This window comes from Enterovibrio norvegicus DSM 15893 (assembly GCF_900115495.1).
GTDB classification, from domain to species: Bacteria; Pseudomonadota; Gammaproteobacteria; order Enterobacterales; family Vibrionaceae; genus Enterovibrio; species Enterovibrio norvegicus.
The window spans coordinates 40,670-55,171 of sequence record NZ_FOWR01000019.1 but is presented as its reverse complement, the minus strand read 5'-3'; the positions used below and the strand labels follow the sequence as shown (position 1 = coordinate 55,171).

Sequence of the window (14,502 nt, the reverse complement as noted above, 5' to 3'; positions counted from 1 at the left end):
CTTAAACACTACCGCAGTGAGTCTCGACACATTAAGAATAAGAAGCAGTGGTTATTATAGCGTCAGCACTGACAAACTAAAGTATTTACTCTAATTTAGTTTGTACAAAAAAGTTTACACACCAAAAATAACAGTTAAGTCATTGCTAAATAAGAGTTTTGTTACAATTAAAGAGATGGGGATGACGTTGGGTTTTCCGCATAAAAAATGCCCCGGTCGATATACATCGACCGGGGCTGCTGAATCAGCTAAATCCAATAACGTGAAACAAAAGGTCTGAAAGATAGAACATCTTACCTCTGTACCCTACGCGAATAACTGTATACCAAATGTTCGATTAAGAAAACCCTTTACGTAATTTTTTTTCATAAAATTATAAAAAAGAACACGAGGTGTATTCATCTTGTTTCATTTGGTCGAAAAAAAAGCCCACTTCCGTGGACTTTTTTCGCTTTAAACTTTAAGTGACAGCCGATAGAAAACCGCTGAAGAGCTTGGTTTTAGTGGGCTTGGTCCCAGTTAATACCGCTACCTGATTCTGCAATCAAAGGCACTTCTAGCATTGCTGCGGACTCCATGAGCCTGCAAACCATCGCTTCTACCTCAGACAGGTATTCGGTATCTACTTCCAACACCAATTCATCGTGCACTTGCATGATAAGTGACACACGTCCTTCTGGTTGCTGTTGGATCCAGCCATCAACAAAAATCATCGCACGTTTGATGATATCAGCCGCCGTGCCCTGCATAGGTGCGTTAATCGCCGCACGTTCCGCTGCTTTACGGCGCATACCATTGCTTGATTTGATCTCTGGCAGGTGCAGTCGACGCCCAAAGATGGTTTCAACATACCCTTGCTCCGCCGCCTGCAAACGTGTGATTTCCATGTATTGCTTCACGCCAGGGTAGCGTTCAAAGTAACGTTCCATGTACTGCTGCGCTTCACCACGCGGGATCCCCAACTGCTTCGCTAGACCAAATGCACTCATGCCGTAGATCAAACCAAAGTTAATCGCCTTCGCACGTCGACGCATTTCAGACGTCACATCCGAAATATCAATGCCCATAACTTCTGCAGCAGTGGCACTGTGGATGTCTTTACCGTGTCGGAATGCATCAATTAACGCTTCATCACCCGACAAATGCGCCATGATACGAAGTTCGATTTGGGAGTAATCGACAGCCAGAATGGTTTTACCTGCAGGTGCAATGAAGGCTTGGCGAATGCGACGACCTTCTTTATTACGAATTGGAATGTTCTGCAAGTTAGGATCGGTTGAAGACAAACGTCCTGTTGCGGTGACGGCTTGATGATAAGACGTGTGAACACGCTTGGTAGCTGGGTTCACCATCTTCGGCAATTTGTCAGTGTAGGTGGATTTTAGCTTCGCCAATCCACGGTATTCCAAAATGCGTTTTGGTAGCGGGTAATCCAACGCAAGCTCTTGCAACACTTCTTCATTGGTTGAAGGTGTGCCTGACGGTGTTTTTTTGATGACCGGCAGCCCCATTTTTTCAAACAGAATGGCTTGCAGCTGTTTTGGCGAGCTGAGATTAAACTCTTCACCTGCCAACTCAAACGTCTCTTTCTCTAGGACATCCAAACGCGCCGCAATTTCTTGCGACTGTTTACCCAGCATATCGCTATCGATCAAAACACCGTGGCGTTCAATGCGCGAAAGCACAGGCACCAATGGCATTTCGTATTGCTCGAAAATGGCTTTGAGCTTGTCATCACTGTTGATGTGTCCCATCAGCGCAAGGTGCAATCGTAACGTCACATCTGCATCTTCCGCCGCGTAAGGCGCAGCTTGCTCAAGTTCAATTTGGTTGAAGGTTAGCTGCTTTTTCCCCTTCCCTGCGATTTCTTCAAAACTGATGCATTTATGCTGCAGGTAACGCGTCGCAAGGCTGTCCATATCATGACGGCCAGCCACACTGTTATAGACGTAAGACTCCAACATGGTATCGAACGCGATACCCTTCATGTTGATGTCGTAACGTGCCAACACACTGGCGTCATATTTCAGGTTTTGACCCACCTTCAACGCGCCCGCATCTTCCAGCCAGCCCTTCATTTCAGCAATCACCCAATCACGATCTAATTGCTTAGGCGCATCAAGGTAATCGTGCGCAACAGGAACATACGCCGCTTCACCCGGTGCAATGGCGAAGGAAAGACCAACCAAGTTAGCTTCCATGTAATTAAGGCTGTCTGTTTCGGTGTCGAACGCCACCACGTCAGCTGCGCGCAGTTTTTCCATCCATGCGTGGAATGCTTCTTCGGTCAATACCGTGTCATATTGGCTGCGATCAATGGCAGCCGCAGAGAATTCAGCGTCTTTCGCGGCAGCGGTTGATGAAGTACCCGCAGGTGCAGAAGAAGAAGCGCCAGCTGCAACAGAATCAATCCCTGCATTGCCGCTTTGCGCTTCTGCAAGCCAACGCTTGAAGTTCAATTCTGTAAATAGCGTTACCAGCTTCTCGTTATCCGCAGCGCCATTGATCAATTCTTCAGGGCGAGCAGGCAATTCGCAATCCAGCTTGATGGTGGCAAGCTCATAAGACAGGTAAGCATTTTCTCGGTTATCCTCGAGCTTCTTCGCCATGGTTTTAGAACCACGGAAGCCCAAACCTGCGATTTGGTCGAGGTTGTCATACAGCTTACTTAAGCCACCGATGCCTGCGATCAGCGCCGTCGCCGTTTTCTCACCCACACCAGGAACGCCAGGAATGTTATCGACTTTATCGCCCATCAGTGCGAGGTAATCGATGATGTGTTCTGGGCCGAAGCCGTACTTATCATGCACGCCTTGCGGATCCATAATGACATTGGTCATGGTGTTGATCAGCGTGACATTTTCATCAACCAACTGCGCCATGTCTTTATCACCCGTGCTGATCAAGATCGGCATACTCGCCGCCGAACCTTGTGTCGCGAGCGTACCGATCACGTCATCCGCTTCCACGCCTTCGATCACCATCATTGGGAAGCCCATGGCTTCAATGATCGCGTGCAATGGCGCGATCTGACCGCGAAGATCATCCGGCATTGGCGGACGATTTGCTTTGTACTCACTGTACATGTCGTCGCGGAAGGTTTTTCCTTTGGCGTCAAAAATCACCGCCACATTTGATTTTGGATACTGCTTCACCAAACTGCGTAGCATGTTTACGACGCCATACACGGCACCCGTCGGTTCACCCTTTGCATTGGTGAGATTAGGAGAAGCGTGGTACGCGCGGTAAAGGTAGGAAGAGCCGTCGACCAAAATCAACGGGTTTTCAGGATTCATGGCCATAACTGTCTTAGCTAACCGGAAAATGATGGATAGGTAAGGATGCCATGACTAGAGAAATCTGTTAACCCACGATTGAGAGATAGTTACCCAAACATCCAGAAGTTGCAGGATTCGGCGTGCTTTATGAAGAAAGATAAGCTGAAAATGGCTTTTACCCTCCCAACATGAAGATGCTCACATTCAGGTTGATGAGGTATAAGTGGTCGGCAGACTTGAGATAAATGTTGGAAATTCACACCGTAGGCCGAAAAAGACGATCATTTAAAACCCTACACAGAGTTATACAACACACGCCGTTCTGTGGATAAGTTTGTTGGTATTTATTTTTAACGTGTTAGATCGCTTGTGTGTATTTATAAAATACGGAAATTAATTCTTTATTTTATAAACAGTTAACACCAACACTTTGATCGTGATCAGGATCGTGATCAGATCATCGGCTGTGGAAAAATAAATTATTCCTCTCTCAACTCGACGAAAAACCAAATTTTCATCCTGAAATGAAAGGATGTGATCTCGTTGCATTCAAATACACATCGCTTTGCTCATAATCTGAACTTCTTTTGATGATTAGATAGGCATCATTCCGCTGCCACTCTTTTCGATTGTCCACTGATACGAGGTGCTGAGAATGAAAAATATTGCCGTGATTTTATCTGGGTGTGGTGTCTTTGATGGCACAGAAATTCATGAAGCAGTGCTATCCCTCCTCGCGATAGAACAAGCTGGCGCGAAATGGCATTGCTTCGCACCGGATATTGAAAAGCGCCACGTGCTTAATCATCAAACAGGCGAAGAAAGCGGCGCATCACGGAATGTACTGGAAGAATCGGCACGCATTGCGCGTGGCGAGGTGCGCCCTCTCTCTGCGCTAGATGTTCGAGAGTTCAATGCATTGCTACTGCCGGGCGGTTTTGGTGTGGCAAAGAACTTGTGTGATTTCGCCGTCAATGGCACGGCGATGACAGTACAAGAAGACGTATTGGCGGCATGTAAAGCCTTCGCTGAAGCAGAGAAACCGGTAGGCTACTTGTGTATTTCTCCCATACTGATCCCTGCGATCTATGGCCCTGGCGCAAAAGGCACCATAGGAAATGATCCTGAGACGGCTGCCGCATTCAATGCGATGGGCGGTGAACACATCCAATGCCCTGTCGATGACTTCGTTTTGGATCAAAGCCGTCGCGTGCTTTCAACCCCCGCTTATATGCTGGCTAGCAGTGTCAGTGAGGCGGCGTCAGGCATCAACAAATTGGTCGCGAAATTGGTGGAGTTGGGATAATTCGAACTCAAGAGATAAAAGAGGTAAGCCAAAAAGAAAAAAGCGACGCCGGAAGGGGCGTCGCCTGCATCAGGGTAAACTGCTAGAAAAGGCGCAGTCTAATGCAAATACATATACTGGAAGCAATGTGAGCAATGTCGTGTGCCCCTCAGCGAAGATATCGCGTTTCGCCTTAGGACGAGATAATAATAACCATTCTCATTATCATCTGGCAAGCCCTTTCGTTCAATTTTTCTTCAGTCTTTAGTTAGATGTGATCTTTTTCACAAAATGTAGGCGGTACTGCGCCAATTCATCTTTCTTTTCTAAATGCTCTATGTGGTAGTGATTATTCAGCAACAAGCACAGCATGCCCGCATAGCAGTTGCGAGACTTCACGCGAATGGTTTGGTAACCATGGCTTGCCACCCAACGCTCCTGCGCGTGCAGTAAGCCTTGTGCAATGCCTCGACGACGCCCTTGCTTAGTCACGCCGCCGATCCAGCTATAGAAACAATCGTCATCCAGTTGATAGCCAAGTTTAACGCCAACCAATTCGCCATCGTCGTCAGCCACCAGTGCAAGACATGCTTTGTCGCCTATGCGCCGTTTAAGAGATGCTAACGTTTCAACACGCGCGAACTCTTCAATTTTCCCGAGCACGTTCACGGCTTCTGCCAGCGTGCCTTCTCGAATAATCATGGTAAACATCCTCATTACAAAAGCGTCCAAGCGCCCGTCTAGCGAGTATAGTAATTCCAACGTTGCACGATTTGTTTCGGAGCAACAAAGCCCATCATTTCGGTTCAAGTGACATAAAAAAAGCCGATCTCTCGACCGGCTCCTCTTCCCTCAAAACTGTGTTTTTGCGTTAGACGCGGCTTGAGCTCGGCTGCTCAATAGCAACGTTCGCATCCACCTTGGTGATACGACTGACAACATAGTTCAGCAGCACACCGTACATCGGCACAAACAATCCAAGACTGATCACCAGCTTGAATGCGTAATCCACCAGTGCGATTTCCTTCCAGTTTTCCGCCATAAAGGCATCAGGGCTGTTGTAAAACGCAATCGCAAAGAACGCCAAGGTATCAATCGCATTACCAAATAGCGTTGAGCAGCTAGGGGCAACCCACCATTTCTTGGTTTGACGCAGACGATTGAACACATGAATGTCGAGGATTTGTCCCAGCATATATGCCATGAAACTTGCGGCGGCAATGCGGGCGACAAATAGGTTAAATTCCGTCAGATGTGCGAGGCCTTGATACTGTCCTTGATAGAACAGCACAGACAACACATATGAAATCAGCAGTGACGGCACCATGACACTGAAGATGATCCGGCGTGCCATGCCTGCACCGTAGATACGTACCGTTAAATCTGTTGCCAGAAAAATAAACGGGAAGGTAAAAGCGCCCCAAGTGGTATGAAAACCAAAAATGGTAAAAGGCAGCTGAACCAAATAGTTGCTAGATGCAATGATGACGAGGTGGAAAACCACCAAGTATGAAAGGGCTTTGCGCTGTTGCGCGGGCGTAAAAGTGCTCATTGTGAACCTTTTTGTCATTGGGGGCGAGGGAACCCAAATTAACTACAAATGCTAAGCCTTTGGACTTAACACCTTATTTTTCACTGATTCGCGAACCTATTTGGCGCGCTCATTCTTAACGAATGGATCAGAAGGTGGCGAATTATACAGCAAATCTTTCGATTGCCAACTGCCTTTAGGAGTGTGAGGAAAGGAGTTGATTAGAGAGCCAATGATTCAAGAATGAAAGTTCATCATCGCCTTCTGCACCAAGGCGTTCTAGCCATAAACTTGCGCTGTAATGCTCGGCTTTTAACATAAATTGTACGCCCTCAAAATCGACCAACCAGCTCATCAAATCGGCATCCATTTGCTTTTCAATGATGGCTGCATCCATCAATTGGCAAAACGCAGCGGCATAAGCCTCTGCATTGTCAAAATCAAGATCATCAATGGCCAACACAAAGCGCCCTTCTTCGATATCAAAAAGGGCAACGCTGGCGTGTGTCAGAATGCGGTTATCCGTAACTGGCATCGTTTGAGTCCATGGTGATGTGATCTTCAATCACGTCCAAAAAGACATTGCCGTATTTTTCGAGCTTACGTTGACCCACGCCGTTCACTGCGAGCAACTCACCTTGCGAGGTTGGGATCATCTCCGCCATCTCAATCAAGGTGGCATCGTTAAACACCACGTACGGCGGGACGTCTTCTTCATCGGCAATGGCTTTACGCAATTTACGCAGTTTCGCGAAGAGTTTTTTATCGTAATTACGCTTACCAAGCTTGTCTGCTTTGCTGCGCGGCGACAAACCTAAACGCGGTACGGCCAATTCCAGCGCAATTTCACCACGTAATAATGGACGCGCTTCTTCGGTCAATTGCAGCACCGAGCTTCGCGCAATGTTCTGCACCAAGTACCCGCGATGAATCAACTGACGGTAAATGCTAACCCAATATTCATGGCTGTTATCTTTACCCAATCCATAAGTGCTGAGCTTTTCATGGGCATGATCTTTAATGCGTTGGTTTTGCATGCCGCGAAGCACTTCCACCACATAACCCACACCAAAGCTTTGGTTCACGCGGTACACACAAGACAGCGCCTTTTGCGCCTGCTCAGTACCATCAAACAAAGTAGGTGGGTCTAGGCAAATGTCGCAGTTGCCGCACGGCTTCTCGCGGTATTCACCGAAGTAGTTCAGTAGCACCAAACGACGACACGTTAAGGCTTCAGCAAAAGCCCCCATGGCATTCAGTTTGTGGCTTTCCACCTGCTTTTGCGGGCCTTCAGGCTTTTCTTGCAAACAGCGATGTAGCCAACCAATGTCTGACGGGTCATAGAACATCACCGCTTCCGCTGGCAAGCCATCGCGCCCCGCACGGCCCGTTTCCTGATAGTAGGATTCGATGTTTCTCGGAATGTCGTAATGCACAACAAACCGCACGTTGGGTTTGTTGATCCCCATACCGAATGCCACGGTGGCCACCACGATTTGAATGTCATCGCGTTGAAAAGCGTCTTGCACAAAGCCGCGTTGCTCGTTGCTCATGCCTGCGTGGTAGCCCGCCGCACGGATATTTTGGTCGCACAGTTTTTCCGCGACCTGCTCAACACGCTTTCGACTATTGCAGTAAATAATGCCGCTTTGGCCTGACTGGGTAGTCAGAAATTGAGTGAGCTGCGCGAGGGGCTTGTGCTTTTCAAGCAAGGTGTAGCGAATGTTAGGTCTGTCGAAACTGCCGAGGTAAATGTTTGGCGAATCCAAGGCCAAACGCTGGCAAATATCTTGGCGAGTGGTGTCATCAGCCGTTGCCGTCAGCGCCATTACGGGCACATCAACAAAGTGTTGTTTCAACATGCCAAGTTGCGCGTACTCTGGGCGGAAATCATGCCCCCACTGTGACACACAGTGCGCTTCATCCACGGCGATCAGTCCAACCTGAATCGATTGCAGACGTTCGATGAAATCTCGCATCAACACACGTTCAGGCGACACATACAAAAGTTTCAGGTTGCCTTCACGCAGTGATTTCCACGTTTCGCTTTGTTCGTCTGGTGTCATCGAAGAGTTCAAGCACGCTGCCTGCACACCGTTTGCGAGCAATTGGTCGACCTGATCTTTCATTAAAGAAATCAGCGGGGAAATGACAATCGTGATGCCATCACGCATCAAGGCAGGAATTTGATAGCACAGGCTCTTACCGCCGCCTGTGGGCATAATGACCAAGCAATCTTGACCTGCAATCACAGCATCAATGATTTCTTTCTGACCGTCGCGATAGCTGTGGTAACCGAATACCGTCTGCAGAACAGAGTGATCGTGAGCGATTTCCGACGTTAACGCGGCCGAATCAGTAGGGGTCATAGCGCCTCTCTTCGAAGAATTGGCGCTCATTCTAAACGCACCACGGCAATGTTGAAAGCGATGCTGGCGTTGTACGAAATTTTCTCACCTATTTGTCACTCTGAGGGTGTGATTAAACTCGCATCATCCATATACTACCAAAGCAGCAAAACAATTTGCATTCAATGCCATTGCTCAGCCGTTCGGCAGTGACAATGCCACTTCATCCTTATATTTCGCTGCTTATTTCGTCATATTTCGACATTTATTCTTTAAACCGCCCTTCCATTTGCCGCACAGGCAGTCGCTTTAACCATGGAAGGAAAATAACACGAGATACCGCAGTGAATGATGCGCAACAAACCCGCCGTGGCGTTTTACTCGCCCTTGGCGCGTATACCATGTGGGGGATTGCCCCCATTTACTTTAAATCGCTGACTGACGTTCCTGCTCTTGAAGTCGTCATGCATCGAATACTCTGGTCGTTTTTCTTTTTAGCCGCCATTGTTTATATGAGCAGCAGCTTTGCGCGTGTTCGTCTGTTATTTAAAGACAAAAAACGCATGGCATTGCTCGCGATCACGGCCATTGTCATTGCCAGTAACTGGCTCATATTTATTTGGGCCGTTGGCAGTAACCGCATGCTCGACGCCAGTTTAGGGTATTACATCAACCCATTGTTGAATGTCGTGCTGGGTATGGTGTTTCTCGGCGAACGCTTTCGAAAACTACAGTGGTTTGCTGTTGCTTTGGCGGCTTCTGGAGTGGGGATTCAGTTGGTCACCTTTGGCTCGCTGCCTTGGGTCGCGTTGGTGCTCGCGAGCAGCTTCGGCGTTTACGGATTGCTGCGTAAGAAAATCAATGTGGATGCAGCGACCGGGCTTTTCATTGAAACCTTGGTATTGTTACCCGCCTCAATCATTTACCTTTTTTTCATTGCAGAAAGCACGACATCCAACTTGCTCAATAACAGTATCGGCATGAATGTCTTACTGATCGCGGCGGGTGTCGTCACGACGCTACCCCTGCTTTGTTTTAACGGCGCAGCCACTAAATTACGTTTGTCGACGCTAGGCTTTTTCCAATACATCGGCCCTAGCATTATGTTCTTGTTGGCGATCGGTTTGTACAACGAACCGTTTACCGCTGACAAAGCGACGACCTTCATCTTCATTTGGACAGCACTGGTGGTCTTTACATTTGATGCGGTGAAGCAGCAGCGAAAACAACGACACGAAAAGAAAGCGCAGCCTTAACGCGATACCGTGTTCATTCGTACGTCATGTTCAAGACGGCACTTAATGTGCCGTTTTTCTTTCACAGCCCTCCGTCTCTATCTTTCCGTAACGTCTCAATAAATTTCCCTTTTGCCTCGAATTTCCGACACATAACCCTAGCGATGGCGAACTATACTGAAAGACCAACAGTTCAGGTGGCAAAAGGAATTCCAATGAAAAAACTCCCCTATCTCTCACTCTCCGCGCTCTTGCTGAGTTTTGCCTTCGGCGGCACCGCCAACGCAACCAGCGAAGGACAAGCAACGGATGCTATCGCCCCCGAACTTGCCACTGGCAGTGTCATGCGTAAAAGCGTGAAAGGTGAACAATGGATGGTGGCCTCTGCCAACCCTCATGCCAGTAAGGCAGGCGAACAAATACTGCTTGCAGGCGGTAACGCCATTGATGCCATGGTCGCGGTACAAACTGTCCTTGGATTGGTTGAGCCACAAAGCTCAGGGATCGGTGGCGGTGCCTTGTTGGTGTTTTGGGATGAACAAAAACAAGCGCTGACCACTTATGATGGACGTGAAACCGCGCCATTGGATGCCACACCAAGCCTGTTCCTCGATGACAATGGTCAACCGCTGAAATTCTACGATGCTGTCGTGGGTGGTTTGTCCGTGGGTACACCAGGTACCATGCGTTTAATGCATGACACCCACGCCAAGCTTGGCAATCTGTCTTGGCGTAAAGTGCTCGCACCAGCGATCGCATTGGCGGAGAGCGGCTTTGAAGTGTCCCCCCGTCTTGCTGCTTTGATTGAAGGCGATGCAGACAGACTGCGCCGCTACCCAAGCACTTACCGCTATTTCTTTGATGACACCGGCAACCCACTCAACGTTGGCGATCGTTTAGTGAACCAAGAGTATGCGAATACGCTGAAATTGGTCGCGGAAGATATCGACAACTTCTATGAAGGTGACATCGCCGATGACATCGTTGCCACGGTGCAAAATGCCGCGGGCAATCCAGGTATTTTGAGTAAGAAAGATCTCGCGAATTACCGCGTGATTGAGCGCAATCCAGTGTGTGCGCCTTATCACCAATACAAAATCTGTGGCATGGGCCCACCAACGTCTGGCGGTATTACCGTTGGCCAAATCCTCGGTATTTTAAGCAACTACCCAATGAAAACCTTGGGCAAAGACAACCCCGAAAGCTGGCGTTTGATTGGCGATGCCTCTCGTCTCGCCTTTGCTGACCGTGGTCGTTACATCGCAGACAGCGACTTTGTGCCAGTGCCAACTGAGGGCTTGTTATCACCTGAGTACCTCAAAACACGCGCAGATCTGATTAGCGGTGATGCAGCATTAGACAATGCAGCACCGGGCAAACCTGTATTTACTCACGCTAGAGTCGCGCCAGAGTGGGCCGATGACCAATCCATTGAGCTGCCTTCCACCAGCCACTTTTCTATCGTGGATAAAGAAGGCAACGTTGTGTCGATTACCACCACCATCGAAAATGGGTTTGGCTCGCGCTTGATGACACGCGGCTTCTTACTCAATAACGAGCTGACCGACTTCTCTTTCGCAACCCACAAAGATGGCATGCCTATCGCCAACCGAGTCGAGCCGGGTAAACGTCCACGCTCGTCGATGGCACCGACTATCGTTATGCGCGATGGCAAACCCTACATGGCCGTTGGTTCGCCGGGTGGTAGCCGTATCATCGGTTATGTGGCGAAAACATTGGTTGCACACCTAGACTGGGGATTGGATGTACAGTCAGCCATCGACCTCCCGCATTTGGTTAACCGTTTTGGCACCTATGATGTAGAAGCGGGTACCGATGCTGAAAGCTTCAAACCTGCCCTTGAAGAGATGGGTTTTGAAGTAAATATTCGTGACTTAACCTCTGGTATACACGGTATTGTTATCGATAGTGGCACTTTGGAAGGCGGAGCCGACCCAAGGCGCGAAGGATTGGTAACGGCGCAGTAGCCAGAAATAACGCCCTTCAGGAGGAGCACAATGTTACGTAAACTAAATGTGATGGCACTTTCAGCCGTATTAACGATGGCCGCGTTGCCAGCACATGCACTGAGCCTAGACGGTTTGGTGGGTGAAGCGACAAAAGAAGCAAGCAATCTACTGACCGGTGTAAGCAAAGAAGCGGCAGACAACCCGCTAACGTCACAGATTGCTGAAGGCTTGAAAGTGAATGACGAGCAAGCAGCAGGCGGTGCCGGTGCACTTCTTGCGATGGCTTATCAGGAACTGGGCACAGACCAAGCGAGCGAGCTGACCAAAATGGTTCCAGGCTTGGATTCGCTGACAGGCGCCATCCCTGGCGACCTCGGCAGCATGCTCAACAACATGGAGTCAGTAAACAAAGTCTTTACTGCTTTGGGTCTCGACCCTGCCATGGTGCAAGAGTATGCACCAATGATCTTGAAGTTCTTGGGTAACGAAGGCGCGAGCGAATCTCTGCTTAGCGACTTGTCTAGCCTTTGGGGTCAAGCAGCATAATCGCTTCTGCTCTCTCTGCGATAAACGTTGTCTTTCAACGGAAGACGCAGTAAAACGCAAAAAGGGTGGTCATCATGACCACCCTTTTTTATTGTCGCTGTTCAGTCATTCAAACCTTGTTTACAAAGCTTCAAGCTTGGCATATTGCGTCACCAGCCACTTAATGCCTTCGCCATTAAAGGCCACTTGCACACGGCTTTGACCGCCACTGCCTTCAAAGTTAATGATGGTGCCTTCGCCAAATTTAGGGTGCTGTACACGTTGTCCAAGTGCAAAGCCCGTTTGGTTGAAGTTTGATTGGGTCTGCGTTTGCGAGAAACGACCGCTAGACGCTGCAGGGCGCGTCACTTTCGCGCGCATCCGCACTTCTTCTAAGCACTCTTCCGGTAATTCACGAATAAAGCGAGATGCTTTATGGAACATGTCTTTGCCGTAAACACGGCGCATTTCTGCGTAAGTAATGAAGAGCTTTTTCATCGCACGGGTCATGCCGACATAACAAAGGCGGCGTTCTTCTTCCAAACGCCCAGCTTCTTCTGACGACATTTGGCTTGGGAACATGCCCTCTTCCACACCCACCATGAAGACCAATGGGAATTCGAGACCTTTGGCGCTGTGCAGCGTCATTAATTGCACCGCATCTTCAAACTCATCGGCTTGGCCTTCACCAGCTTCCAGCGCCGCATGAGACAAAAACGCCGACAATGGCGACATGGTTTCCTGTACCTCTTCAGGCACTTCGTATTGGCGGGTGGCCGTCACCAGCTCTTCCAAGTTATCAATACGTGCTTGGGCTTTCTCACCCTTTTCCGCTTCGTACATCGCACGAAGGCCAGAGTGTTTGGTGACGTAATCCGTTTGTTGGAACAGGGCCATTTCACGGGTATCGTCTTCCAGTGCGTTCACCAGTTCGATAAAACGACGCAGTGAGTTCGCTGCACGGCCTGCCAGCACTTGCTCTTCCAGAAGTTGTGTACTGGCTTCCCACATTGTCGCGCCGCGATCACGCGCTGCCAGACGAATGGTTTCTAAGGTGCGATCGCCCAAACCACGGGTGGGGGTATTCACTACGCGTTCAAAGGCAGCATCATCAAAACGGTTCGCCATCAAACGCAGGTAAGCCAACGCATCTTTGATCTCTTGGCGCTCGAAGAATCGCATGCCGCCATAAATACGGTAAGGCAAGCCCGCTTGAATCAAGGCTTCTTCCAGCACACGGGATTGGGCGTTATTTCGGTACAACATGGCGCAATCATTCAGGGCGCCCCCATCGTCATGCCACGCTTTGATTTTTCCGACAACAAAACGCGCTTCATCCAATTCATTAAACGCGCTGTAAACCGAAATCAACTCACCTTCTTTGCCATCCGTCCACAGGCTCTTGCCCATGCGTTCGGCATTGTTTTCAATCAAGTGGTTAGAAGCTTTTAGAATGTTACCCGTTGAACGGTAGTTCTGCTCAAGACGAATGGTTTTCGCGGCAGTGAAATCATCCAAGAAACGTTGAATGTTTTCAATTTTCGCACCGCGCCAGCCGTAGATAGACTGATCATCATCGCCCACGATCGTAACGCTGGCTTGTGTGCCCGCCATCATGCGAAGCCATGCGTATTGGATGTTGTTGGTATCTTGGAATTCGTCCACCAAGATGTGCTTAAAGCGCGCTTGGTAGTGCTCGCGAATATGGGCTTTATCGCGCAGCAATTCATGACAACGCAACAGGAGTTCAGCGAAATCAACCAAGCCTGCACGATCGCACGCTTCTTGGTATGCGCTGTAAACGCGTAGCCAGGTTTTCTCTACCGGATCGAATTGCGCGTCAATGTGTTGTGGGCGCAGCCCTTCGTCTTTTTTGGCATTGATGTACCAAGACGCCTGACGCGCTGGCCAGTGTTTCTCATCCAAGTTTTGCGCTTTGATCAAACGACGCAGCAAACGCTGTTGGTCATCTGAATCGAGAATTTGGAAATCCTGCGGCAAGCTCGCATCCAGATGATGCGCGCGCAGAATGCGGTGACACAAACCGTGGAAGGTCCCGCACCAAAGTCCTGACGCCGTACCATGCATCAGTTGTTCGATACGACCACGCATTTCTGCCGCCGCCTTATTGGTGAAGGTTACCGCCAACACAGAAAAAGGCGATGACTGCTCCACTTGCATTAACCAAGCGATACGATGAACAAGCACACGGGTTTTACCACTTCCCGCTCCCGCCAGCACCAAGTAGTTGCCAAGCGGCGCAGCCACGGCTTCGCGTTGTTTATCGTTGAGACCATCTATGAGGTGGGATACGTCCATCGTTCATTCAC

General features: G+C 49.1%; 11 protein-coding genes. 4 read left to right on the top strand and 7 right to left on the bottom strand.

Features of this window, described 5'->3' with window-relative positions:
- Positions 1–244 precede the first annotated feature (244 nt).
- Together spfP and polA are read right to left on the bottom strand one after the other, a co-directional pair.
- Positions 245–292: a small protein SpfP gene (gene spfP / locus BM082_RS25520; RefSeq protein ID WP_438356882.1), complete on the bottom strand. Its 48-nt coding sequence runs from the start codon at positions 290–292 to the stop codon at positions 245–247.
- Between the two features lie 208 nt (positions 293–500).
- Positions 501–3,302: a DNA polymerase I gene (gene polA / locus BM082_RS13420; protein WP_074927301.1), complete on the bottom strand. Its 2,802-nt coding sequence runs from the start codon at positions 3,300–3,302 to the stop codon at positions 501–503.
- Positions 3,303–3,933: 631 nt separating this feature from the next.
- On the opposite strand from polA, the gene elbB reads away from it, so the two are divergent.
- Complete coding sequence (gene elbB, locus BM082_RS13415; protein WP_017013260.1) at positions 3,934–4,584, top strand: isoprenoid biosynthesis glyoxalase ElbB; 651 nt, start codon at positions 3,934–3,936, stop codon at positions 4,582–4,584.
- Positions 4,585–4,827: 243 nt separating this feature from the next.
- On the opposite strand, the gene BM082_RS13410 is transcribed toward elbB, so the two are convergent.
- The 4 genes from BM082_RS13410 to recQ all read right to left on the bottom strand — a co-directional run bounded on the left by BM082_RS13410 (position 4,828) and on the right by recQ (position 8,463).
- The gene (locus BM082_RS13410; RefSeq protein ID WP_017013259.1) at positions 4,828–5,265 is read right to left on the bottom strand and encodes a GNAT family N-acetyltransferase; all 438 of its coding nucleotides are present in this window, start codon (positions 5,263–5,265) and stop codon (positions 4,828–4,830) included.
- Between the two features lie 169 nt (positions 5,266–5,434).
- On the bottom strand, positions 5,435–6,115 hold the full coding sequence (locus tag BM082_RS13405) for a 7-cyano-7-deazaguanine/7-aminomethyl-7-deazaguanine transporter (protein WP_017013258.1): 681 nt from the start codon (positions 6,113–6,115) through the stop codon (positions 5,435–5,437).
- A gap of 175 nt (positions 6,116–6,290) precedes the next feature.
- Complete coding sequence (locus BM082_RS13400; protein WP_074927298.1) at positions 6,291–6,629, bottom strand: DUF3630 family protein; 339 nt, start codon at positions 6,627–6,629, stop codon at positions 6,291–6,293.
- A complete protein-coding gene (gene recQ, locus BM082_RS13395) occupies positions 6,613–8,463 on the bottom strand; it encodes an ATP-dependent DNA helicase RecQ (RefSeq protein ID WP_017011967.1) in 1,851 nt (616 codons plus the stop codon). The genes BM082_RS13400 and recQ overlap by 17 nt, the downstream gene beginning before the upstream one ends.
- Positions 8,464–8,786: 323 nt before the next feature.
- On the opposite strand from recQ, the gene rarD reads away from it, so the two are divergent.
- The 3 genes from rarD to BM082_RS13380 all read left to right on the top strand — a co-directional run bounded on the left by rarD (position 8,787) and on the right by BM082_RS13380 (position 12,193).
- A complete protein-coding gene (gene rarD, locus BM082_RS13390) occupies positions 8,787–9,698 on the top strand; it encodes an EamA family transporter RarD (protein ID WP_074927295.1) in 912 nt (303 codons plus the stop codon).
- A gap of 194 nt (positions 9,699–9,892) precedes the next feature.
- On the top strand, positions 9,893–11,665 hold the full coding sequence (gene ggt / locus BM082_RS13385) for a gamma-glutamyltransferase (RefSeq protein WP_074927292.1): 1,773 nt from the start codon (positions 9,893–9,895) through the stop codon (positions 11,663–11,665).
- A gap of 30 nt (positions 11,666–11,695) precedes the next feature.
- Entirely contained in the window at positions 11,696–12,193 is a 498-nt protein-coding gene (locus BM082_RS13380; protein ID WP_017011964.1) for a DUF2780 domain-containing protein, read from the top strand.
- Positions 12,194–12,313: 120 nt separating this feature from the next.
- Here the strand turns inward: BM082_RS13380 and uvrD are convergent, their stop codons facing one another.
- A complete protein-coding gene (uvrD, locus tag BM082_RS13375) occupies positions 12,314–14,491 on the bottom strand; it encodes a DNA helicase II (RefSeq protein ID WP_017011963.1) in 2,178 nt (725 codons plus the stop codon).
- Positions 14,492–14,502: the final 11 nt, after the last annotated feature.